This window comes from Alloalcanivorax xenomutans, from assembly GCF_032810065.1.
GTDB classification, from domain to species: Bacteria; Pseudomonadota; Gammaproteobacteria; order Pseudomonadales; family Alcanivoracaceae; genus Alloalcanivorax; species Alloalcanivorax xenomutans.
The window spans coordinates 1,523,696-1,546,492 of sequence record NZ_CP136538.1 but is presented as its reverse complement, the minus strand read 5'-3'; the positions used below and the strand labels follow the sequence as shown (position 1 = coordinate 1,546,492).

At 62.2% G+C, this 22,797-nt stretch carries 19 protein-coding genes; 4 read left to right on the top strand and 15 right to left on the bottom strand.

Going from position 1 to position 22,797, the window contains the following annotated elements; all coding sequences use genetic code 11:
* Positions 1-35: 35 nt before the first annotated feature.
* From RYH70_RS07275 to RYH70_RS07260, 4 genes are read right to left on the bottom strand one after another with little or no spacing between them, the layout of a single operon-like run.
* Positions 36-1,064, bottom strand: coding sequence for a tetratricopeptide repeat protein (locus RYH70_RS07275; RefSeq protein WP_022996751.1), 1,029 nt, complete (start codon positions 1,062-1,064; stop codon positions 36-38).
* The gene (locus RYH70_RS07270; RefSeq protein WP_026948959.1) at positions 1,061-1,468 is read right to left on the bottom strand and encodes a cytochrome c-type biogenesis protein; all 408 of its coding nucleotides are present in this window, start codon (positions 1,466-1,468) and stop codon (positions 1,061-1,063) included. Before RYH70_RS07270 ends, RYH70_RS07275 begins: the two co-directional genes overlap by 4 nt.
* On the bottom strand, positions 1,468-2,046 hold the full coding sequence (locus RYH70_RS07265; RefSeq protein ID WP_022996749.1) for a DsbE family thiol:disulfide interchange protein: 579 nt from the start codon (positions 2,044-2,046) through the stop codon (positions 1,468-1,470). Before RYH70_RS07265 ends, RYH70_RS07270 begins: the two co-directional genes overlap by 1 nt.
* Positions 2,033-3,988: a heme lyase CcmF/NrfE family subunit gene (locus RYH70_RS07260; RefSeq protein WP_022996748.1), complete on the bottom strand. Its 1,956-nt coding sequence runs from the start codon at positions 3,986-3,988 to the stop codon at positions 2,033-2,035. Before RYH70_RS07260 ends, RYH70_RS07265 begins: the two co-directional genes overlap by 14 nt.
* A 603-nt stretch (positions 3,989-4,591) precedes the next feature.
* Here RYH70_RS07260 and fabA point away from each other — a divergent pair.
* Entirely contained in the window at positions 4,592-5,122 is a 531-nt protein-coding gene (fabA, locus tag RYH70_RS07255; protein WP_022996747.1) for a 3-hydroxyacyl-[acyl-carrier-protein] dehydratase FabA, read from the top strand.
* 8 nt (positions 5,123-5,130) lie between these two features.
* Complete coding sequence (gene fabB / locus RYH70_RS07250; protein WP_026948961.1) at positions 5,131-6,348, top strand: beta-ketoacyl-ACP synthase I; 1,218 nt, start codon at positions 5,131-5,133, stop codon at positions 6,346-6,348.
* A 111-nt stretch (positions 6,349-6,459) separates the two neighbouring features.
* Here the strand turns inward: fabB and RYH70_RS07245 are convergent, their stop codons facing one another.
* The 4 genes from RYH70_RS07245 to RYH70_RS07230 form a co-directional block, all read right to left on the bottom strand.
* Positions 6,460-7,542 carry a porin gene (locus tag RYH70_RS07245; protein WP_317009990.1) on the bottom strand — a complete coding sequence of 361 codons (1,083 nt, stop codon included), beginning with the start codon at positions 7,540-7,542 and terminating at the stop codon, positions 6,460-6,462.
* Positions 7,543-7,652: 110 nt separating this feature from the next.
* Positions 7,653-8,942 (bottom strand): ISL3-like element ISPpu12 family transposase, encoded by a 1,290-nt coding sequence (locus tag RYH70_RS07240; protein ID WP_004574636.1) that lies wholly within the window; start codon positions 8,940-8,942, stop codon positions 7,653-7,655.
* A 21-nt stretch (positions 8,943-8,963) separates the two neighbouring features.
* Entirely contained in the window at positions 8,964-9,476 is a 513-nt protein-coding gene (gene lspA / locus RYH70_RS07235) for a signal peptidase II (protein ID WP_317009424.1), read from the bottom strand.
* A gap of 3 nt (positions 9,477-9,479) precedes the next feature.
* Positions 9,480-10,376 (bottom strand): cation transporter, encoded by an 897-nt coding sequence (locus RYH70_RS07230; protein WP_004364974.1) that lies wholly within the window; start codon positions 10,374-10,376, stop codon positions 9,480-9,482.
* A 95-nt stretch (positions 10,377-10,471) separates the two neighbouring features.
* On the opposite strand from RYH70_RS07230, the gene cadR reads away from it, so the two are divergent.
* Entirely contained in the window at positions 10,472-10,879 is a 408-nt protein-coding gene (gene cadR, locus RYH70_RS07225) for a Cd(II)/Pb(II)-responsive transcriptional regulator (RefSeq protein WP_007148576.1), read from the top strand.
* 344 nt (positions 10,880-11,223) lie between these two features.
* On the opposite strand, the gene RYH70_RS07220 is transcribed toward cadR, so the two are convergent.
* The 6 genes from RYH70_RS07220 to cysM all read right to left on the bottom strand — a co-directional run bounded on the left by RYH70_RS07220 (position 11,224) and on the right by cysM (position 19,005).
* Complete coding sequence (locus RYH70_RS07220) at positions 11,224-12,228, bottom strand: porin (protein WP_022996744.1); 1,005 nt, start codon at positions 12,226-12,228, stop codon at positions 11,224-11,226.
* A gap of 217 nt (positions 12,229-12,445) precedes the next feature.
* A complete protein-coding gene (gene mazG / locus RYH70_RS07215; protein WP_022996743.1) occupies positions 12,446-13,240 on the bottom strand; it encodes a nucleoside triphosphate pyrophosphohydrolase in 795 nt (264 codons plus the stop codon).
* A gap of 54 nt (positions 13,241-13,294) precedes the next feature.
* Positions 13,295-15,532, bottom strand: coding sequence for a GTP diphosphokinase (gene relA, locus RYH70_RS07210; protein WP_022996742.1), 2,238 nt, complete (start codon positions 15,530-15,532; stop codon positions 13,295-13,297).
* A gap of 238 nt (positions 15,533-15,770) precedes the next feature.
* Positions 15,771-17,117: a 23S rRNA (uracil(1939)-C(5))-methyltransferase RlmD gene (rlmD, locus tag RYH70_RS07205; protein WP_022996741.1), complete on the bottom strand. Its 1,347-nt coding sequence runs from the start codon at positions 17,115-17,117 to the stop codon at positions 15,771-15,773.
* A 201-nt stretch (positions 17,118-17,318) separates the two neighbouring features.
* Entirely contained in the window at positions 17,319-18,098 is a 780-nt protein-coding gene (locus RYH70_RS07200) for a 3'-5' exonuclease (protein WP_026948964.1), read from the bottom strand.
* Between the two features lie 7 nt (positions 18,099-18,105).
* Positions 18,106-19,005, bottom strand: coding sequence for a cysteine synthase CysM (gene cysM / locus RYH70_RS07195; protein ID WP_026948965.1), 900 nt, complete (start codon positions 19,003-19,005; stop codon positions 18,106-18,108).
* Positions 19,006-19,133: 128 nt separating this feature from the next.
* On the opposite strand from cysM, the gene RYH70_RS07190 reads away from it, so the two are divergent.
* The gene (locus tag RYH70_RS07190) at positions 19,134-21,854 is read left to right on the top strand and encodes a response regulator (protein ID WP_026948966.1); all 2,721 of its coding nucleotides are present in this window, start codon (positions 19,134-19,136) and stop codon (positions 21,852-21,854) included.
* A 199-nt stretch (positions 21,855-22,053) separates the two neighbouring features.
* On the opposite strand, the gene pdxJ is transcribed toward RYH70_RS07190, so the two are convergent.
* On the bottom strand, positions 22,054-22,782 hold the full coding sequence (gene pdxJ / locus RYH70_RS07185) for a pyridoxine 5'-phosphate synthase (protein ID WP_022996737.1): 729 nt from the start codon (positions 22,780-22,782) through the stop codon (positions 22,054-22,056).
* Between the last annotated feature and the right edge of the window lie 15 nt (positions 22,783-22,797).

The following is a 22,797-nucleotide window of genomic DNA, read 5'->3' as shown; positions in this document are numbered from 1 at the left end:
TTGTACAGGCCGCTTCCGACCAAAGGCTTGAGCGGCTACTGCCCCAGTGTCAACTCCGCCTGCAAGGGCGAGCCGCGCAGCGGTTCCGGCGCCACCCTGAGCCCGGCCTCGTCGACGCTGGAACCCGGCGCCGGGGTATAGCGGGCACCGGCGCGCAAATCGGAAAGGTCCGCCGGATAAGACTGCAGCCAATCCTCGCGACGCAAAACCACGGTGGCCGGGAACCGCTCCACCAGCACACGACGGGCCGCCAACGGCTGCCCCCCCTGCTCGCCCTGGCGCAGGAACACGAACAAGGTGCCACCGGCGGCCACGTCGCCGGCATTGACGGTGATACGCAGATCATCCAGTTGCCGCGCTTTGGCCAATTGCCGTTCGGTATTGGCCTTGCCCTGCCGCAGCAGGTCACCGGCTTCGCCCTCGCCATGGCGGGCGAGCAACGCCTGCCAGGACCGCAGCGCCAGTTCATAACGATGGGCGCGGCTGGCGGCCATGGCTTGCAGCATCCAGGCGCCGTCGTGCTGCGGATAGGCCTCCAGCACTTTCTGGATTTCCGCTTCGGCGGCGTCGGTGAGACGGCCTTCGTTGGCTTGAATCAGTGACCGTGCCAACAGCAAACGGGCGGCATCGTTGTCGGGTTCGAGAAACAGTGCCCGCCGCGCCGCTTCCTCGGCCTGGGCCGGGGCACCCAATTGATCGTAAAGCAGGCCCAGGGCGTACCAGCCGTCCATGGTCTGATGCTCGCGGACCACTTCGGATTGCAGCACCCGGGCGAAGGCGGCGGCACTCAGGTTGTCATTGTCGATTTCCGGCGGTTGCCCCTGGATCACACGGCGGGCGGCGTCGCTCAGTTCACGGCGGTCGCTCAGCCACTGGGCGGTTTCCGGATGATAGCCCAGGGTCAGATAGCCCAGCCCGCCCAGCACCACCACCAGCAGCGGCAGCGCCAAGCCGGACCAGGAAGCACGGTCGCCGTCACGGCGGGTTTCCCGCCGCCATAACAGAAACACGGACAGCAAGGCGATCAGCAGGACGGCACCGAGCACCGCAAGCAGGAAGGTCATTGCTCGTCATCCTCCACCCGGCGGCTGGCCCGCCGGATCAATATCACGATGGCACCGCCGCCCAGCAACAGCAGTATCGCCGGCCCCAGCCACAGCACCAGTGTCTGGGCGTTCACCGGCGGCCGGTAACTGACGAAGTCGCCATAGCGGTCAACGAAATAGTCGACGATGGCCTGGTCGTCATGCCCTTCCCGGATCATTCGCGCCACCCGCTCGCGCATGTCCTGGGCAATCCCGGCATCGGAATCGGCGATGCTCTGGTTCTGGCACTTGGGGCAGCGCAATTCCTCGGTCAGCACGCGGAAACGGGTTTCCTGTTCTTCCGTGTCGAATTGGTAAACGTCAATGGCGGCCAGGGCGCCCTGCCCCAGCACCGTCAACAAGAGCAACAACAACAGACGCATTACTGTTCTCCCCCACTCCCTGCCTGGTCGAGAACGGGCTGGAATTTTTCTTCCCAGACCCGCTCGTTCAGATCGCCGGCGTGCCGCAATACCACCCGCCCTTCGGGATTCAACAGGAACGTTTCCGGTGCGCCGTAAACACCCAGGTCGAGCCCCAACTGACCGTCCTGGTCCACCACCACTTCGCTGTAGGGGTTGCCCAGATTGGCCAGATAGTCCCGCGCCGCGTCGGTCTCGTCCTTGTAGTTGAGTCCGATGATGGGAATCCCCCGGGCCGCCAGTTGCAGCAGATAGGGGTGCTCCACGTAGCAGGTCGGGCACCAGGTGGCCCAGACGTTCAGCAACTTCCAGTTCTGATCCCGCAGGGAAGCCGGTGTGATGGTCCGTTCACCTAATAAGGAAGGCAGTTGGAACGCCGGTAACGGCTTGCCCACCAATTCCGATGGCAGCTCTTCCGGGTTACGGCCCAGGCCGCTGGCCAGCAACACCGCCAGGGCCACGAACGCCACCAACGGCAGGAACACCCACAGACTGACGCCGCGCTGATGGCGCGGCTTACCACGATCAAGCCTGTTCACGAGCCACTCCTCCCATGGGTTTGCGATAACGCCGGTCGGACAGTGCCAAGGCACCACCGAGCGCCATGACCAGGGCGCCCAGCCAGATCCAGCGCACCATCGGTTTGTGATAGATGCGTACCGCCCAGGCGTCATCACCCAGGGGCTCGCCCAGCGCCACATAAAGATCACGCATCAGCCGGCCGTCGATGGCCGCCTCCGTCATCACCTGACCGGAGGCCCGATAGGTGCGTTTTTCGGGGTTCATTTCGGTCACCGGACGGCCGTCCCGGCTGACCAGAAAGTGGCCTTTCTGGGACTGATAATTCGGCCCCTGTGGATCACTGAGGCTTTCGAATTCGAAACGGTAGCCACCCACTTCCGCCACATCCCCGGGGCGCATGCGAACATCCCGTTCGGTCTCATGGAAGCTGACCACGGTGACGCCGGCCACCAGGACCGCCAGCCCGCAATGGGCCACGACCATGCCTATATAGGAACGGGTCAGTTTACGCAGCCCGGCGAACAGGCCCTGGTTGTAGGCCAGAGCCCGGCGCACCACATCATCCAGATGGGCAAGTACCAGGAACAGAGCCAGAATCAATGCCAGGGTACCGGGCCAGGGCGTCGCGCCGGGCAACCGCGCGCCCAGCCAGCCGCCGATCAGGGCCGCCGGCGCCAGCCACAGCAGACGGCGCACCAGTGGCTTGCCGGCCTGGCGCTTCCAATTGCTCATCATGCCGGGGACCAGCAGCAGGATCAGCAGCAAGGTCAACGGTACGAAGAAGGCGTTGAAGTAAGGGCTGCGGATCGACACCTTGATGTCCATGGCCTCGCCCAGCAGCGGGAACAAGGTGCCCATCAGCACCACGAAAGTGGCGGCCAGCAGCACCAGATTGTTGCCCAGCAGGAAGCTTTCACGGGACATGGCCTTGAAGCCGCCCTGCCCGGACAACCGGCCGGCGCGCAGGGCGAACAGAGTCAGCGCGCCACCGGCCACCACCACCAGGAAAGCGAGAATGAAGGCACCGCGGCTGGGGTCATTGGCGAAGGCATGGACCGAGGTGAGTACCCCGGAACGCACCAGAAAAGTGCCGAGCAGACTCAGCGAAAAGGTGACGATCGCCAGCAATACGGTCCAGGCGCGGAACAGGTTGCGTTTCTCGCTCACCGCCAGGGAATGGATCAGCGCGGTCCCGGCCAGCCAGGGCATCAACGAGGCGTTTTCCACCGGGTCCCAGAACCACCAGCCGCCCCAGCCCAGTTCGTAGTAAGCCCACCAGGATCCCAGCGCGATACCAACGGTGAGGAAACACCAGGCCACCGTGGTCCAGGGACGGGCCCAACGCGCCCAGGCCGGGTCCAGATTGCCTTCCAGCAAGCCGGCGACGGCGAAACCGAACGCCACGGCGAAGCCCACGTAGCCCATGTACAGCATCGGCGGATGGACGATCAGGCCGGGGTCCTGCAGCAGCGGATTAAGATCGGCACCGTCGATGACGAACCAGGGCAGAGCCCGGTCGAAAGGGTTGGAGGTAAACAGCATGAAAGCCAGGAAGCCCACCGCGATCATGCCCATCACCGACAGCACCCGCACCACCATGGGCAACGGCACGCTGCGGCTCAGCAGCCCGACCAGCGCGGTCCAGCCCGCCAGCATCCAGCCCCACAACAACAGCGACCCTTCATGGCCGCCCCAGATCGCCGACAGGCGGTAGCCAAGCGGTAATTCGGAATTGCTGTGGTTGGCCACATAGGTGATGGAGAAATCGTTGATATAAAAGCTGTAACCCAGCGCCACGATAGCCGCGGTCATGGCCATCCACTGCAGCCAGGCCAGCGGCCGCGCATAGCGCTGCCAGGCCAATACGCCACGGTGGACGCCGATCAGAGGAAAGATCGCCAGGACCAGGGATGCCGCCAACGCCACCCACAGGGAAAGATGTCCGATTTCCGCCGCCACCAGTTACCTCCTGAGACACGCCTGGGAAGGATCGGCCCGACCGGCCATCCGGGAGCCAACGGCCGCGCGCTCTGTTGTTGTTTCACGTTGCCATATCACGGCACCAAGGGGATTCGATGGCCGCGCCGCCCCAGGGTTCCCTGAAATCGGCCCCCTTGCCCTGTCACGGATCATTCTTTCGGCTGATCCGGTGATTGGGTCCGGGTCGGTCAGTCCCACGACCGAATGTCCGAAGATGACACCTTGAGACGACGGGGTCCTGCCCCACAATAGATTAGACTGGCGGCCGGCCTCGCGGAGGCCCGCGGCCGCCGGCGCATGATCGGCACAACGCCGCCGCAATGCAAGCCCGGCGCCCGGCGCGGCGGGCCGCCAGGAGCGGCGATGCTGGACATATTTTGAGACGCTTACGTCCGTCCCGGTCATTTCGGGTCTGCTAGTATGGTGACTCTGCATGGCAAAATGTCTTAATTCTGCAGTCAAACAGTCATCGGGCATCCATATACTCGCTCAACAACATACTAGCTCAACAATAATGGACGCCGGTCTTTATCCCCCGCTGGGATGCCATTGCCGAATTGGCCTGTGTGGAGAGTCAAAGATTTGAGTAACGCTAACGTAGAAAGACAATCATCCTATCAGCGCGACGAACTGCTCGCCTGCGCCCATGGCGAACTGTTCGGCCCGGGCAACGCCCGCCTGCCGCTGCCCAACATGTTGATGGTCGACCGCATCACCCGCATTGCCGAGACCGGCGGTGCCCATGATCGCGGTGAGGTGGTCGCCGAACTGGATATCCACCCGGATATGTGGTTCTTCCAATGTCACTTCGAAACCGATCCGGTGATGCCCGGCTGTCTCGGCCTCGACGCCACCTGGCAGTTACTCGGTTTCTACCTGGGCTGGCTCGGCCACCCCGGTCGCGGCCGCGCCCTCGGTGTGGGTCAGGTCAAATTCTCCGGCCAGGTGCTGCCCACCGCCAAGAAACTGACCTACCAGATCAATATCAAGCGGGTCATCGCCCGCAAACTGACCATGGGCCTCGCCGATGCGGTGGTGTCCGTGGACGGTAAACCCATTTACCAGGCCGACGACCTGCGTGTGGGCCTGTTCACCTCGACGGAAGGTTTCTAGGAGTCATTATGCGACGCGTCGTTATTACCGGCATGGGCATCGTTTCCTGTTTGGGCAACGATACCGATACCGTCTCTCTTGCGCTGCGCGAAGGACGCTCCGGCATCCGTTTCAAGGAGGAATATCAGGCTCAGGGCATGCGCAGCCAGATCGCCGGCAGCCCCGACATTGATCTGGAAGCGCTGATCGACCGCAAAAGCCGCCGCTTCATGGGCGATGCCGCGGCCTACGCCTATGTGGCCATGCAACAGGCCATCGCCGATTCCGGCCTGGAAGACAACCAGGTCAGCAACGAGCGCACCGGTCTGATCGCCGGCTCCGGCGGCCACTCTTCCCAGAATCAGGTGGAAGCGGCGGACATTGCCCGCTCCCGCGGCGTCAAACGCATCGGTCCTTACATGGTGCCGCGCGTGATGGCGTCCACGGTCTCCGCCTGTCTGGCCACGCCGTTCAAGATCAAGGGCCTCAACTACTCCATCACTTCCGCTTGCGCCACCAGCGCCCACTGTATCGGCAATGCCGTGGAGCAAATCCAGATGGGCAAGCAGGATGTGGTGTTCGCCGGCGGTGGCGAGGAAGAGCACTGGACCCTGAGCTGCCTGTTCGACGCCATGGGCGCGCTTTCCACCAAGTACAACGACACTCCGGCAACCGCATCACGGGCCTATGACGCCAGCCGCGACGGCTTCGTCATCGCCGGCGGCGGCGGCATGGTGGTGTTGGAGGAACTGGAGCACGCCAAGGCTCGCGGCGCCCGTATCTACGCGGAAGTGGTGGGCTACGGCGCCACCAGCGACGGCTACGACATGGTCGCGCCCAGCGGCGAAGGCGCGGCGCGCTGCATGCGTCAGGCCCTGTCCACGGTGGAAGGCCCGGTGGATTACATCAACGCCCACGGCACCAGCACTCCGGTGGGGGATGTGGCGGAGTTGAAGGCGATCCGCGAAGTATTCGGCGGCGGCACCGTGCCGAGCATCAGCTCCACCAAGAGCCTGACCGGCCACAGCCTGGGCGCCACCGGCGTACAGGAAGCCATCTACTGTCTGCTGATGATGCGCGACGGCTTCACCGCCGCTTCCGCCAACATCCAGGAGCTGGATGAGCAGGCCGCTGGCCTGCCGATCCTTACCGAACGGCTGGAGCGCGCCCCGGATCTGGCGATCAGCAACAGCTTCGGTTTCGGTGGCACCAACGCCACCCTGGCACTGCAACGCTGGCAGGGCTGATCGGAACCAGCACGATCAAAAAACGGCCCCATCAAGGGGCCGTTTTTTTTGTAACCGGACACCTCTGATTCATATCCTTGAGGTCGCGCACCAGCGGCCCACGGACCTCAATCAGAACTTGTGCGCCAGCCCCACTGACACCAACCCGCCTTTACCGTCGTCATAACCGGCGGCGTCATCGTCCACGTCCGCATCGGACACTGACAGCAGCGTATAGGCCGTGGTCTGGGCGCCCAGCTTGTAATCCGCGCCGACGGTGCCGGTGGTCAGGGTGTAGCCCAGATCGTCACTGTCGAAGCGGCCCCCCTGTGCCTTCAGGGTCAGGCGCGGGCTCATGGCCAGACCGGCGCTGAGCAGGTAGGAAGTGCCGTCGAGACGGCTGGCGCCGGGATAGTCCGGATCCAGACGCAGTTCTTCAACGATCGCGCCCAGGGACAGGTTACCTAGCCGCATCCCCAAGGCCCCGCGCAGCACGTCCCGGTCCGCGGGCACATTCAGGCTCACCGGTGCGGGCAGCGCTCTTTCGGTATAGCCGTGCTCGTAAGCCAAGGCGGCGTAAAGGGCATCGCTATTCCAGGTGGCGGACAGCGCGTAAATATCGGCCAGGCCGTCCTTGGTCTCGTCGTAGGGCGGCGTGCCCAGTTCATCCTGTTCGCCCGGCGCGAGCTGGGCTTTCAGTACCAGGTTGCCCAGGTTCGGGCTGACCCAGTTCAGGGTATTGCTGTTGCGATATTGGCTGGTGAACACCGTCTGCATGTCAGCGGCGGTGTTGTTGAACTGATCCAGCTTGCCTTCCGCCTGTTTGACCAGGCTGTCATAACGACCGGCGAAAACCCGCCCCCACGGCGTTGCCAGACCAATGTAGCTGTTGCGGGTGCTAAACGTGCGACTGCTGCTGCCGTCCACATCGTAACCGGCTTCGAACTGGTAAATCAGTGACAATCCACCCACATCCAGGGGCACTTCATCACGCACACCCAGATAGGAGTTATAGGCTTCCACGAACCAGCCGTCGCGTAACGGTGAATCGCCCTCGCCCATGTCATCCAGTGCCGAAGCCAGAGTCCGGCTCGGATAGTCATCGGTGCCTTCCAGTGCGATATCGATGCGGCCATAAAACTGCGGCGCGGCCAGCGCCGAGGCCGGCAGAAAAACCAGCAATGCCGGAATGAGTCCGCGATGTACGGTGTTCATGATCCCTACTCCCTCACATGAAAAATGGGAGCACACTATATGACGATTTAATGGGTATACGGATTTAATGGTTGATGGGGCACCTTCACCCCATCAATCTGATACCACCCTCAGATGGTTGATAGATCGACTCCGTAGTTGAGTTCCTCTGCGAAGTCCGGCAGTCCGTAACCGATGGTTTTCTTGTAGAAAGGAGAGACCTTCGCAGTCGGTGCCTTCTTCTTGTGCTTCGTGGTGTAGAGCATTCGTGCCCGCATCACCTCGAAGGAGTAACCGCGCCCTTCACGGTTCTTGTCCTTGGCCAGTCGGTTGATGGACTCCGTGTAAGCGTTGGTGACGGGCATGTCCGTCTCGAAGTAGGTCATGGTCTCTTCGCGCCAGTTTCCCACTGCCCTGACCAGATCGCTCCAGACTTCCTTTTGGCCCTTCGGGATGGTGGCTATCCACTCGTCCAGGGCGGCTTCTGCCTGGAGCCGTGTGGTGGCGTCCCAGATGCCGTAGAAGCGCTCCTTGTGCTCGTAGGCGGCCAGCAGTTGCGGGAACGCGCCTGTCCAGGTCTCCATGATGAGGCGCTCCCGGTCTGAGACTTCGTGAGCGCGTTTCAGCAGGATTTTCCGGTCTCCCTTGAGAGTCCGGCTCTGGGACGGTTTCAGCTCCTTTCTGAGGCCCTTGCGCACTCTCTCTAGGGCATCGTTGGCCATGCGCACCACATGGAACTTATCGACCACGATACGGGCCTGGGGCAGCACAGCCTTGACCGCTGCCCGGTAGGGGTTCCACATGTCCATGCTGACGATCTCGACCTTCTGCCGGTCTTTCAGCTTCATCAGGTAGTTGGTCACCACGTCCTGGCGGCGGGTGGCCAGCAGGTCGAGCAGGGTTCGCTCCTCAATGTTGGTCAGAATGCAGCGGTAGCGCTTGTTCAGGTATAGCTCGTCAATGCCCAGGATGCGGGGCGTCTCGAAGCGGTGCCAGCGCCCCAGGAACTCGGCGCGGGCGTTGAAGATGTCGCGCACCGTCTTCTCGTCCAGGCCGGTCTGTGCCGCCACAAAGGTGTAGGGGTGGTTGAAGGATTCCTTCTCCACGTACTCATGCAGCCGCAGTGTCATACGGAATCCGTCCACCATCTCCGGTAGCTGGGGCCTGAATGTTGTCTTGCAGGCCCGGCAGGTGTATCGGCGGCGGACCACCCAGAGAGTGACCCGCTTGCCGTGGATGGGCAGATCACGATAGGGAACGTCACGCTTGCCGAACCGTACGAACTCACCCTGCACGCCGCATTCCTCGCAGGCGATGGGATCGGGCACGTCCACCTGGAAGTGCATTTCGTCGTCGGTTGATTTGCAGCCCAGTACTTGGTATTGCGGCAGGTGAAGGATGTTGTCGGGAAGTTCGGTCATGGTGTTGTATAGGCGTAGGTGTCAGTCAGATCCATCCGGCTCGGCATTGGTGTTTGCTTTTTTACCCAACAAGCTGCTGGAAACGAAAAGTAAGGCACCGAGGACAATTGCAATATCAGCCAGGTTGAAGGCCGGCCAATGCCAGTCTCGCCAATAGAAATCAAAGGAATCCACAACATGGCCGCGAAAGACCCGGTCAATCAGGTTGCCCATGGCGCCACCGAGGATAAGACTGTAAGCGATGGCTTCTCCTTTATGACGATTTTCAAGGATCAGCTTGATCAGAAAAATCGAGACCACTACCGCGATTCCGATAAATAAGTAGCGCTGCCAGCCTCCACCATTCGCAAAAAGACTGAATGCGGCACCGGTGTTCCATAGGTGCACCCAGTTAAAGAACGGGGTCACCGAAACATACTCGCCATAGGCCATTGATTGCTGCACCAGCCACTTTACAGCCTGATCAGACGCTGCCAGCAGGCCCGATATGGACAATAGGGCATACGGCGAGAGCTTTTTGCCAATAATGAGCATTATTTAACCCTTCAACGCCAAAATGCGTCTGGCACCGTTAAGTACAATGCCCCCCGCGATGGTGCCGATAATCAGATCCGGATAATTGGAACCGGTCCACGCGACCAGGGCGCCGGCGGTGATGACCCCCAGGTTGATCACCACGTCGTTGGCCGAGAATATCCAGCTTGCCTTCATGTGCGCCCCGCCTTCCCGATGTTTGGATATGAGCAGCAGACAACTGGTATTGGCAATCAATGCGACGAATGCGATAGCCATCATCACCAGCGATTCAGGCTCACTACCGAATACAAAGCGTCTCACCACCTCTACGAGCACGCCCACAGCCAAGATCAGTTGCAGTACACCAGCAAGATGCGCGGCACGTACCTGCATTTTCACGCTATGTCCAACCGCATAAAGGGCAAGCCCGTACACCGCCGCATCGGCAAAATTGTCCAGGGATTCTCCAATCAGGCCGGTGGACCGGGCGATCAGACCGGCAGTCATTTCCACCACGAACAGAAGTGCATTGATGCCGAGCAACCAGCGCAGGGTCCCGGATTCTTGCTTAGCAGAAGCTGCCGAAAACTCGGCGGCCTTGATGGTCTCCGGATTTGCAGCGACGGTTTCCTGAAGCGAGGCGCCTAGCCCCAAGGTCTTCAGTTTCGAGGTGACGGGCTCGACCTCGCCGTCATGCACGACCTTCAGCCGGCGGTTCGACAAGTCGAAGGACAGCGCCCGAATCTCCTCAAAGCCGTTCAGGGCTAGGCGAATCATTCGTTCTTCTGATGGACAGTCCATCTTCGGCACGGCATAAACACTGACCCATCTCCCTGGCGCCTCGGAGGAGGCCTGTATATCGGTATCCGCTGCGGACGTTGCATCACCGCCACAGGCGCCACCACAGGATTTGCTCATGATACGACTCCACTTGAACAATGTTGTGGTACCATTTAAAACTATAAAGCTACTATAAGGTCAATAGAGTAAAGAATCCGTTGGGGAGGAGGCTGATGCGCATTGGTCAGTTGGCGCAGTTGGTAGGGGTCGAAACACAGACGATCCGCTTCTATGAACAGCAGGGCTTGTTGCCGCCGCCTGATCGGCAGGACAACGGTTACCGTGTCTATACCGAGAAGCATGGTGAGGGGCTGGCCTTCATCCGTCGCTGCAGAATCCTGGGCCTGTCACTGGCTGAGATTCACGAACTACAGAGCTATCAGGACGACCCTCATCAGCCTTGTACCGCCGTCAACACCTTGCTCGATGATCACATCTCTCATGTGCGGTCGCAGATAACCGCTCTGCAAGCGCTTGAGAAACAACTCGTTTCACTGAGAGCGAGTTGCAACGATGACCGGGAAGTTGAGGCGTGTGGGGTTCTTGCTGGAATTAGCGAAGGAAACATGCACCAGCAGTAGGTGAAGCATCAACCAGATAATCCGATGAGATGCCGGTCTGTCTCACTCTCATGCAAAGGTAAGATCAACCATTTAATCCGCTTACCCGATTTAATGACAGGACCAATGAGAGCGGTCAAAGAACCGTATCACGGTCCGTGGATCGCTGCTGTCCCACAGCGGCTCCGTGGTTTCCTCCGTGGGAAACTGCCTGGCAGCGAATAAGGTGTGAGCTCATAGCCGCAAGGCGGCACGGGCGGGCCAAGGGTTTGGCGTGTAAGCGTCAAATAAAAAAAAGCCCGCCAGGAAGGCGGGCAAGGCTGTCACTTGCTTCGAGGAAACTTCAGGACGTGAGTCCGTATTCTTTAGAACTTGTGCTCCATGCCCACACCGAAGGTGGTGTCGTCACGGTCTTCACCGGCATCCGGTTCCAGGGACACTTGGGAGAAGTAGGCGTAGACCTTGGAGGCCTTGGCCAGTTTGTAGTCGGCGCCAACCGCCATCAGAGTGGCTTCGTCGTCAGTCTGATCGCCCTGGGTCATGCCGTACTGGGCTTTCAGCTTCCAGCGGTCGATTTTGTAGGCACCGCTGACCAGGAAGGACTGGTCTTCGCCGTCGGCTTCGGATTCTTCGGCGATCTGGTACAGAGCGCCCAGTTCCACGTTACCCGGCTTCAGCATCACCGCGGCGCGGGTGATGTCCAGAGTGGTACCGGTGGTGCCATCAACAACCAGCTCGTCTTCGATATCAGCATCGTGGGACAGGGCGCCGTAGAAGATGCCCTTTTCAGCGATGATCGCGATGGAGTAGGAATCCGCCAGATCGTTTTCTTCCTGGCCGTCGCCGTCCAGGTCTTCGCCTTCACCCGGGATGAAAGCACCGTGGATGGTGACCATGTCACCGAGAGTCGGGGTGCTGTACTGAACGATGTTTCCGGCACGGTTTTCACCGGCCATGATGTTTTTGATATCGCCCTGCAGATCGTTGAACTGATCCACTTTACCCTGGGCAACCTTGGTCGGGGTGTCGAACTTACCGGCTTTCAGCACACCGAAGTCGCCGGCCAGACCACCGAAGATATTACGCTGGCTGAACTCGTCATCATCGCCGTCAACGGAGATTTGGTATTCCGCCTGGTAGATCGCCTTCAGACCAGCGAAGTCCAGATCGAAGTCGCCTTTGATACCAACACGGGAAGCGTTGCTGTTCAGGGACCAGTCGTCGTCCACACTTCCGGACTGACCGATTTCATTTTCCTGGTTTTCCAGTGAAATGTTCACTTTACCGTAGACGGTAGGACCGTCCGCCAGGGCCAGGCCAGGCAGAGCGACGGCCGCCCCCACAGCGATCGCGAGCAAATTCTTTTTCATCGCAGCATCTCCTATCAATCAGGCAAGTTAAAAACAGCACGGAAGACGTCGAGCGGAAGCCGCGCGAACATCCTGGTTGCTTGGGGGCGGAGTATGGGGAGAGCGAATGACGGAAAAGTTGCTTTTATGTGAAGTTTTTATTTCACAGTCGCGAGGCGGGACGTGACAGGCAGATGACGAAGCCCCCGAGACGCCGTCATCAGCGGCGTCGGGGGAATTACTCCTGGTCCTTGGCGTGACGCCAGAGTTGTTCCAATTGTTCCGTATTCAGCCCGGCCAGGGGTGACGAGCTGACGGTTTCCATGTGACGGAAGCGGCGTTCGAACTTGGCGTTGGCACGACGCAGCGCCTGTTCTGGATCCAGTTTCAAATGGCGGGCCAGGTTGATCAGGGAAAACAGCACATCACCGAACTCGTCTTCCACGGCATCGATATTGTCGCCATCCAGAGCCTGATCCAGCTCCGCCCACTCCGCTTCCACCTGCGCCCGCACCGGCGCCGGCCCGGGCCAGTCAAACCCCACCTTAGCCGCTTTCTTTTGCAGTTTGGTGGCACGTTGCAAGGCCGGCAGACCTTCCGGTACACCATCGAGCGCACTGCCATGCTCACGCCCCTTGGCCCGCCGCTCCTCGGCTTTGATCGCCTCCCAGTTGGCGTTCACCGCCTGCTCGTCAGCGGCCGGGTCGGCGCCAAACACGTGGGGATGGCGGCGGATCATTTTTTCGCTGAGGGTTCGCGTCACCTGCTCGAAGTCGAACAACTCCGCTTCCCGGGCCATCTGTGAGTGAAACACCACCTGCAACAACAGATCACCCAGTTCTTCCTTGAGCTCGCCATAATCCCGGCGGGCGATGGCCTCGGCCACCTCGAACGCTTCCTCGATGGTATAAGGCGCGATGGTGTCGAAGTTCTGCTTCAGATCCCAGGGACAGCCGCCCTCCGGATCCCGCAAACGCGCCATGATGTCGAGCAGTTGCGCGATGGCACTGGTCGCGTTGTTGTCCGTGCTCAAGAAAACCTCCTGGTGAAATATCGCGGGTAGGCAACACGCCGATTCGCCGCCCCTTCACTTCTTATAGCGCCGCACTTCCAGCACCCCTTTGAGCTGGTCCAGCTTGGCCAGCACCTTGCCCAGGTTGCCCAGCGAGGAGATCTCCAGGGTCAGCAGCATGGTGGCGGTGTTGTCCTCGGTGTGGGATTGGGTATGCACGGCGGTGACATTGACCTTTTCGTTGGAGAGCACCGCGATCACATCGCGCAGCAGCCCCTGACGATCCCAGGCGCGCAGGAACACATCCACCGGATAGAAGATGCGATCCGCCTCGCCCCAGCTCACCTCGATCACCCGGTTCGGGTCCTCGCCCTGCATCGCCAGCAGGTTCGGACAGTCCGCCCGGTGCACGGTGACACCGCGGCCCTGGGTGATAAAGCCCATCACCGGATCGCCCGGCACCGGCTGGCAGCACTTGGCCATCTGCGTGAGCAGGTTACCCACCCCGTGGATGGTGATATCACCGGATTCCGAGGCCCGCGAGCGCGCCGGCACGAACGCCAGTTCCTGTTGCGGATTATCCGGCGACAGCGCCTGGGCCTGATTGACCACATGCCCCGGGCGCAGGTCACCAGCACCCAGCGAGGCCAGCACGTCGTCACCGCTTTTCAGGTTGAGCTGCGGCGCCAGCAGGTCCAGGTCGATGCGATCCAGAGCCAACCGGGACATTTCCCGCTCCAGCATCGCCTTGCCCTGGGCGATGTGCACATCGCGGTCCTGGCGCTTGAACCACTGCTGGATGCGGGCCCGGGTGGAGGAAGCGGCCACATAGCCCAGTGACGGCGTCAGCCAGTCACGGCTGGGCCCGCCTTCCTTGGCGGTGAGGATTTCCACCTGCTCGCCGGTGTTCAGGGTGTAATTGAGCGGCACGATGTGACCGTTGACCTTGGCGCCCCGGCAACGGTGCCCCACCTCGGTGTGGATGTGGTAGGCAAAGTCCACCGGAGTAGCGCCGGCTTCCAGATCGACCACGTGGCCATCCGGGGTGAACACATAGACCCGTTCGCTGGTCAGGCCGTGCTTGAGCTCGTCGACCACGCTCTTGGCGTTGTCGCCCAGTTCTTCCTGCCATTCCAGCACCTGGCGCAACCAGGCGATGCGGTGCTCATAGTCGCTCTGCCCGCGGCGCGCCTTGGAGCCTTCCTTGTAGCGCCAGTGAGCGCACACACCGAGCTCCGCTTCCTCGTGCATGTCGAAGGTGCGGATCTGCACTTCCAGCATCTTGCGTTCCGGGCCGACCACCGCGGTATGCAGACTCTGGTAGCCGTTGTCCTTGGGGCTGGCAATGTAATCGTCGAACTCCTTGGGCACGTGCTTCCACAGTGAATGCGCCACGCCCAGCGCGGCGTAGCAGTCCCGCACCTCCGGCACCAGTACGCGAACGGCGCGAACGTCATAGACCTCGCCGAACTCCAGGTGCTTCTTCTGCATTTTGCGCCAGATGCTGTAGATGTGCTTGGCCCGGCCATACACCTGGGCGCCACGGATACCGCTGCGCTCCAGATGACCGCGCAGATCCTCGATCACTTTTTCGATGTAGTGCTCGCGGTCGAGACGCTTCTCGTCCAGCAGCTTGGCGATCTTCTTGTAGGCCCCCGGTTGCAGGTAGCGGAAGGACAGGTCCTCCAGCTCCCATTTCAGATGACCGACGCCGAGACGGTGGGCCAGCGGCGCGTAGATATCGAAAATCTCCTGGGCCACCTTGCGCTGGCGCTCCGGCTCCGATTCCTTCACCGCGCGGATGATGACGGTCCGCTCCGCCAGCTTGACCAGCGCCACGCGCACGTCATCCACCAGCGCCACCAACATCTTGCGCACATTGTCGAGCTGGCCGTCCTGCTGCCCGAGCACCGCCTTGCGGGTGGGGTTGAGCACGGTGCTGATGGCGGCCATGCGCAGCACGCCCTCGATCAGCCGCGCCACCCGCTCACCGAATTCCTTGTCCACCTCCAGCAGCGACATCTGCCCTTCGCGGACCGCCCGGTACAGCACCGCCGCCGGCAGGGTTTCGGTATCGGCACCGAGGTCGGCGAGGATATCCGCCATTTCCAGACCGATGGTCAGGCAGCCCTTGCCGTAGGGCCATTTGGCGCCGGCCGCGTTGCCGGCCAGTTCGCATTGTTCGGCCCGGGCGCAGGCCTGCGCCAGGGTTTCCGCGTCGCGCACCACGGTGCGCTTCTGTAACTGCTCAAGCCATGCCTGCCAGTCATGACTCGGGGTTTCCAGGGGTTGCTGCCGCCGTACGGTGACCATGGAATACCTCCGTGATGTCTTGGCGCCAAATCACCACCGCTGACCGCCCCGATAACGCGCATCGGAGGGGCACGCTGACGACCGCGCATTCTTGCGGACGGACCAGCCCTGGCCGTCCCGTTATCAATCCGCTGACCCGATCGCCCTGATCGGCCATCGGGCCCTCGCCCGGCAAACCCGCACTCTGTGCCGATTTGCACTCAATCGGTTCATCGCCGCCGGCCCGGCCGGCGCGCCATCAATCGCGGTCGAACACCGCGATCGACTCGACGTGGGCGGTATGGGGGAACATATCCATCACACCCGCCGCTTTAAGACGGTAACCCCGGCTCACCAGTTCCCCGGCATCGCGCGCCAGGGTCGCCGGGTTACAAGATACATACACCAGACGGCGCGCACCGAATTGGGGCATAAGCCGCACCATTTCAAGCGCCCCGCTCCGTGGCGGGTCAAGCAACACCCGATCATACCGCCGTTGCGCCCAGGATTGCCCCTGTGGCGGCTGGAACAGGTCCCAGGCGTGAAACTCCAGGTTGTCCAGGCCATTGCGGCGGGCGTTCTCGTAACCGCGCCGAACCATCGCCTCGCTACCTTCCACGCCGACCACACGGGCGGCGCGACGGGCCGCCGGCACGGTGAAGTTGCCCAGGCCGCAAAACAGGTCCAGCACCTGGTGATCCGGGGCGATCTCCAGCAAATCCAATGCCAAGGGCACCATTTGCCGGTTTATATCGCTGTTGACCTGGGTGAAATCGGTGGGGTGGAAAGCCAGTTCCACATCCGCCTGTGGGTAACGCGGGTCCGCATGACGATAGTAAAGACGCTCTTCCCCTTGTTCCGGCCATACCCGGTGCACGGTGGATTCGTTGCCCGGCTGCAGGTACAAATGAAACTCGCTCTGCTGGCAGAACGTCAGCAGCCGCTGCTGGTCGGCCTCGCTGAGCGGGTCCATGTGGCGCACGATCAGGGCCACCGGGCCATCGCCACGGGCCACTTCGATCTGCGGAATACGGCCGCGTCCCTCGAGGCCATCGATCAGGGCGCGGAAGTCCATGAAGCGATGCCCCACTTCCGGTATCAGCACTTCACACTGACGCAGATCGGCGATGAAGCTGTTGCGCTTCTCGCGGAACCCCACCAGCGTCTCGCCACGCCCCTCCACGTATTTCACGCCCATGCGCGCCTTGGCGCGATAGCCGGTGACCGGCCCGGTGAGCGGATCGAGCCAGCGCTCCGGAGCCAGGCCGCCGAAATGGGCCAGCTGCTCCTCCAGCACCGCCTGCTTGCGCGCGATCTGCCGTTCCGGCGCCACGTGCTGCAGGCTGCAGCCGCCGCACAGGCCGGCATGCTCGCAGGGCGGCGTGACCCGGTCCGGCGACGGCGACAGGATTTCCACCGCCCGGCCCTCGTCGAACTTGCGCCGCCGGTAGGTGAATTTGAACATCACTTCCTCGCCGGGCAGGGCGTTGTCGATGAAGGTGGTTTTGCCGTCCAGGCGGGCGATCCCACGGCCATCGTGGCTGAGGGATTCAATGGTGGCGGCCACCGGTGTTTCCGGCAGTTTTTTCTTGCGACGTGGGGCCATAATCCAAATCTAAGTTGACAGTTAATAGTGGACAGTTAACAGCGAAAGACGAAAGACAAGGAGGGTGATCTTTAGCCACCGTGGGAGCTTGCCTGCAAGCGAATGGGGTTCGCTCGGGCGTTTAGCGATATTCGCTTGCAGGCAAGCTCCCACAGCGGCTGAAGATCCGGCTGCTTTTTTCTCTCTGTCAACTGTCCACTATCAACCGTCAACGGATTCCCACTGCTCCAGGAATGCCAGAAAGTGCGGGTGGCCTTCCTGGCGGAGGTAATCGCGCAACAGGGTCAGTTCCTGTTCGTAGCCGGTGGCGTCGATCTCGCCGCGCATCAACTGGAAGCGCAGGAACACCAGCCAGGTGTTGAGCACATCGGTCTCGCAGTAATCGCGGATGCCCTTGATGTCGCCTTCCTGGAAAGCATCGAACACCTTGGCGCCGCTCATGCCCATCTTGCCGGGGAAACCGAGCAGCGAGGCGATCTGATCCAGCGGCGCCACCGCGCGGCCGTTGAACATGGCCAGTTGATCCATCACGTCCAGATGGCGCTGGTGATAGCGGCTGATGTAGTTGTTGAAGCGGAAGCTGGTGTCCTCGCCGCCGGTTTCCCAGAACCGCCGCGCCACCACGCCATGTTTGAGCGCGCGGTAGTTGAGCACCGGCAGATCAAAACCACCGCCGTTCCAGCTGACCAGCTGCGGCGTGAACCGTTCGATGCCGTCGTAAAAGCGCTCGATCAGCTCCTTTTCGCTGCTGTCCTCGTCCCCCAGGGACCAGACCTTGATGCCCTGGGCGGAACGCAGCACCACCGAGATCGCCACGATCCGATGCAGGTGCAGACGCAGGAACTCAGTGCCGTTTTCCTGGCGGCGCAGATTGAACAGCGCGCTGGCGGTGTCCTTGTCGTTGAGCCCATCCAGATCGTAGAGACGGCGGCCGCCTTCCAGATCCGGAATGGTCTCGATGTCGAAAACCAGAACGTTCATGCGGTGCCTACTCCTGACCGGCCGAGAACACGCCGGTGGACAGGTAGCGATCGCCACGATCGCAAATGATCGCCACGATCACCGCATTCTCCAGTTGTTCGGAAAGCTGCAGGGCACCCGCCACCGCGCCACCGGAGGAGACCCCGCAGAAGATGCCCTCTTCCCGGGCCAGACGGCGCATGGTGTCCTCGGCCCGTTCCTGGGTCATGTCGATCACCTGGTCCACCCGCGCGTCATCGTAGATGCTCGGCAGGTATTCCTTGGGCCAGCGGCGGATACCGGGAATCGAGGCGCCGTCGGTGGGCTGCAGGCCAACGATCTGGATCGCCGGGTTCTGCTCCTTCAGATACATGCTGCAACCCATGATGGTGCCGGTGGTGCCCATGGAACTGACGAAATGGGTGATGCCGCCGGCGGTGTCGCGCCAGATTTCCGGCCCGGTGGATTCATAATGCGCCAGCGGGTTGTCGGGATTGGCGAACTGATCCAGCACCTTGCCTTCGCCGCGCGCCTGCATCGCCTGGGCCAGATCCCGCGCCCCTTCCATGCCCTCCTCGGCGCTCACCGAGATCAACTCGGCGCCGTAGGCGGCCATGGCGTCGCGCCGCTCCTGGCTCTGATTGGCCGGCATGATCAGCTTCATCTTGTAGCCGCGCATGGCCGCCGCCATCGCCAGGGCAATACCGGTGTTACCGCTGGTGGCCTCGATCAGCGTGTCACCGGGCTGGATCTCGCCGCGCTCCTCCGCCTTGCGGATCATGTTGAGCGCCGGGCGATCCTTCACCGAACCGGCGGGATTATTGCCTTCCAGCTTCACCAGAATGGTGTTCGTCGTGTTCCCCGGCAGGCGCCGCAGCCGCACCAGCGGCGTATTGCCGACCGTGGATTCAATGGTTTTGTAGTTCATGGGCGGCATTGTAGCCCAAGCCCGATGGCGGGCCCATAGCTTCGCACCGGACACGGTGAGCACCCCGCCACTGGCAGCCACCGCAAACTCCGGCATAATGACCGCCACCGAATAGCAATAAGGCAAGCATGGCCCGATCCAGTCTGCGCACCCGCATCATGGCGATGACCGCCCTGCCCGCTCTGTTGGCGGCGCTGGTGGTCGGCGGCTATGCGCTGATCAATCGCATTCTGGAACTGCGCGTGGACGATGCGCTGCGCCAGCAATTGATCATCGACAGCTATGCCGCCCGGCTGGCCGCCCTGGAAGGGATGCCCGACACCTCGCGCGACCAGTTGCTGCGCGAGTTGCTGGAACAACCGGACGTCCGCGCCGCCAGTCTGGCCGACCACCGGGCGGGCTGGCATTTGCACGCGGGGCCGCGGCTGCGGCCGGTGGAACGCAGCGAAACCAACGAGGTGGGCGGTGCCCGGTTGCTCACCGACTCCAGTTGGCAGCTGGTCCGCCCCCTGCCGGGCCGCCCCAATCAGCTGCTGACGGTGGAGTTTTCCCGCCAGGGCCAGTACGTGGAAATCCTCGAATCCATGCTCACCATGTTCGGCGTGGTGATGCTGCTGATGGCACTGGCGCTGATTCCCGCCTCGCGGCTGGCGGCCCAGGTCACCCTGCCCATCGGTGGCCTGCTGGATACCGTGCGCCGGGTCCGCGACGGCGATCTCAGCCCGCCGCCAAAGACCGGCGCCCTGGGCGAGCTGGCCGATCTGGAGGACGGCCTGCGCAATATGGTGGGCGCCCTGGACGATGCCCAGGCGGAGCTGCAGAAAAACGTGGATCAGGCCACCCAGGATCTGCGCGAGACCCTGGAGACCATCGAAATCCAGAACATCGAACTGGACATGGCGCGCAAGGAAGCGCTCAAGGCCAGTCAGATCAAGTCCGAGTTCCTGGCCAACATGAGCCATGAGATTCGCACACCGCTGAACGGCATCATCGGCTTCACCCGGCTGCTGGAACGCTCGGATCTGTCGCCCCGCCAGCAGGATTATCTGAACACCATCCGCAAGAGCGCCGAGGCGTTGCTGTCGATCATCAACGACATCCTCGACTTCTCCAAGATCGAGGCCGGGCGCCTGTCGCTGGAACACATTCCCCTCAACCTGCACGACATCATCGAGGACGTGCAGACCATGCTGGCGCCGCTGGCCCAGGAGAAAGGCCTGGAACAGGCGGCGATCATCTATTCCGATCTGCCCTCCCATCTGCTCGGCGATCCGCTGCGCATCCGCCAGGTGCTCACCAACCTGGTCAGCAACGCGATCAAATTCACCGAGCACGGTTCGGTGGTGGTACGGGCCATGCTGGAGGAGCAGAAAGGCGCCGAGGCGGTGGTCAAGATCACCGTCACCGACACCGGCAACGGGCTCAGCGAGGACGTGCAGCGCGGTCTGTTCAACGCCTTCACCCAGGCCGACCAGAGCGCCAGCCGCCGGGCCGGCGGCACCGGGCTGGGGCTGGCCATCTCCAAGCGTCTGGTGGAAGGCATGGGCGGCGAGATCGGCATCGACAGCACCCCCAGCCAGGGCTCCACCTTCTGGTTCACGCTGCGCTGTGAGCGCGATGTGGGCACCCGCCCGGAATCGCCGCCGGCGGAGCTGGCGCGGCTGTCGGTAACTCTGGTGGAAGCCAGCGAGTACGCCCGCCTGGGCCTGTACCATATGTTTTCCGGCTGGCGCATGCGGATCAGCGAAATCCAGGGCCTGGACGTGCTGGATTCACACCTGGCGGCGGAGAACCTGCCGCAAACCGATTTCTATGTGGTCGGCGTGCCGGCCATGACCCGGGACCCGGTGGGCCTGGCGCCGCTGATCCAGCGGCTGGCGCGGCACAGTCAGGCACCGGTGCTGGTGCTGGCCAACAACGGCGACTATCTGGCGGACGAACTGGCCGACCAGCCCCGTTGCCGGGTGCTGGGCAAACCCGCCACCCGCCGCCGCCTGCGCGACGCCCTGCTGGAATTGAGCGGCCTGGGCGGCGACCGCGCCCGCCACCAGGAATTGCTGACGCCCCTGGGCTGCCATCCGCGCGTGCTGGTGGTGGACGATCATCCCGGCAACCTCAAACTGGCGCGCATTTTTCTCGAGGAACTGGGCGCCCAGGTGGTGCCCTGCGCCGGTGGCCAGGAGGCCCTGGACGCGTTCAGCCAGGGCACCTTCGACCTGATTTTCATGGACGTGCACATGCCCGGCATGGACGGTCTGGAAACCACCCTGGCCCTGCGTGAGCGGGAAGGCGAAAGCCAGCGCACCCCGATCATCGCGCTCACCGCCCACGCCCTGGAAAACGAAAAGCGCGCCCTGCTGGCCGCCGGCATGGACGACTACCTGAGCAAGCCAATCACCGAGGAGCAGTTGCGCCATACTCTGGAGCGCTGGGTTCTTGGTCAGCAAAGCAGCGCACCGGCGCAGCCGGAAAACAAGACCGCTGACATCGACATCGAGCCGGACACCCCGGTGGTGGATCCGGAACTGGGCCGCAAACGCGCCGGCGGCCGCGACGCCCTGGCCCGGGACATGTTCGAGATGCTGCTCAACAATCTGGAACAGGACGGCCCCGGCATCCGTGACCTGGCGCAAAGCGGCGACCAGGAAGAGCTGCTGGAACGGGTCCACCGCCTCCACGGCGCCACCCGCTACTGCGGCACCCCGCGCCTGGAACAAGCCGCCCGCCGCCTCGAGGAAGGCCTCAAGGGCCACCAGCCGGACGCGCAGCTGAATACCTTGGTGGGGCAATTATTGGCGGAGATTGAGCAAGTGCAAGAACATGGAAAGGCAGTGAATAGTGAACAGTGAATAGTGAACAGTGAATAGTTAACAGCGAAAAGCCAAAGGCCTTGCGACTCTGCAAAGACTGATTGCGTATCGGCAATCTGGTGCTACTGGTTACTTTTTTCAAGACAACGAGGCCACTCCCGGACTTTGGGCGCGGCCTCGTTACGACCCGGCGGCTCCTTCCTCTTCCGCGCAACTATTCACTGTTAACTGTTCACTATTAACTGCTTTCAATGATTTTCTTCATTTCCCGCACCGCTTCGTGCAGGCCGCTGATCACCGCTCGGGCGATGATGGCGTGGCCGATATTGAGCTCGTTGATGCCGGGGATGGCGGCGATGTCGCGGGTGTTGTGGTAGTGCAGGCCGTGGCCGGCGTTGACGATCAGGCCTGCCTTGAGGCCCAGCGCCACGCCTTCACGCACGCGCTCCAGTTCCGCCAGCCGCGCGGCTTCATTGGTGGCGTCGGCGTAATGGCCGGTATGGATCTCAATGGCCGGAGCGCCGCAGCGATGAGCTGCTTCAATCTGCGCCGGGTCGGCGTCGATGAACAGGGATACTTCGATCCCCGCTTCCGCCAGGCGATCACAGCAGGCTTTGATCCAGGCTTCGTTGCCGACCACATCGAGGCCGCCTTCGGTGGTCAACTCCTCCCGTTTCTCCGGCACCAGACAGCAGTGGGCCGGGCCGATACGGCGGGCAATGTTGACCATCTCCTCGGTGGCCGCCATCTCCAGATTCATGCGCGTCTGCAGGGTCTGCGCCAACAGTTCCACGTCACGATCCTGGATATGCCGCCGGTCCTCGCGCAAATGCACCGTGATCCCATCGGCGCCCGCCTGCTCCGCCACCAGCGCCGCCTGCACCGGCTCCGGATAGCGGGTGCCCCGCGCCTGACGCAAGGTGGCGATGTGGTCGATGTTGACGCCGAGAAGAACGGAAGAAGGCATGGGGATTGGCACCGT

Coding starts and splice junctions, on each gene's coding strand:
- RYH70_RS07220 (WP_022996744.1), bottom strand. CDS start 12,228: ATGAAAAAGAATTTGCTCGCGATCGCTGTGGGGGCGGCCGTCGCTCTG.
- RYH70_RS07270 (WP_026948959.1), bottom strand. CDS start 1,468: ATGCGTCTGTTGTTGTTGCTCTTGTTGACGGTGCTGGGGCAGGGCGCC.
- cadR (WP_007148576.1), top strand. CDS start 10,472: ATGCGCATTGGTCAGTTGGCGCAGTTGGTAGGGGTCGAAACACAGACG.
- fabB (WP_026948961.1), top strand. CDS start 5,131: ATGCGACGCGTCGTTATTACCGGCATGGGCATCGTTTCCTGTTTGGGC.
- relA (WP_022996742.1), bottom strand. CDS start 15,532: ATGGTCACCGTACGGCGGCAGCAACCCCTGGAAACCCCGAGTCATGAC.
- RYH70_RS07230 (WP_004364974.1), bottom strand. CDS start 10,376: ATGAGCAAATCCTGTGGTGGCGCCTGTGGCGGTGATGCAACGTCCGCA.
- pdxJ (WP_022996737.1), bottom strand. CDS start 22,782: ATGCCTTCTTCCGTTCTTCTCGGCGTCAACATCGACCACATCGCCACC.
- rlmD (WP_022996741.1), bottom strand. CDS start 17,117: ATGGCCCCACGTCGCAAGAAAAAACTGCCGGAAACACCGGTGGCCGCC.
- RYH70_RS07245 (WP_317009990.1), bottom strand. CDS start 7,542: ATGAACACCGTACATCGCGGACTCATTCCGGCATTGCTGGTTTTTCTG.
- RYH70_RS07190 (WP_026948966.1), top strand. CDS start 19,134: ATGGCCCGATCCAGTCTGCGCACCCGCATCATGGCGATGACCGCCCTG.
- lspA (WP_317009424.1), bottom strand. CDS start 9,476: ATGCTCATTATTGGCAAAAAGCTCTCGCCGTATGCCCTATTGTCCATA.
- cysM (WP_026948965.1), bottom strand. CDS start 19,005: ATGAACTACAAAACCATTGAATCCACGGTCGGCAATACGCCGCTGGTG.
- RYH70_RS07275 (WP_022996751.1), bottom strand. CDS start 1,064: ATGACCTTCCTGCTTGCGGTGCTCGGTGCCGTCCTGCTGATCGCCTTG.
- RYH70_RS07240 (WP_004574636.1), bottom strand. CDS start 8,942: ATGACCGAACTTCCCGACAACATCCTTCACCTGCCGCAATACCAAGTA.
- RYH70_RS07200 (WP_026948964.1), bottom strand. CDS start 18,098: ATGAACGTTCTGGTTTTCGACATCGAGACCATTCCGGATCTGGAAGGC.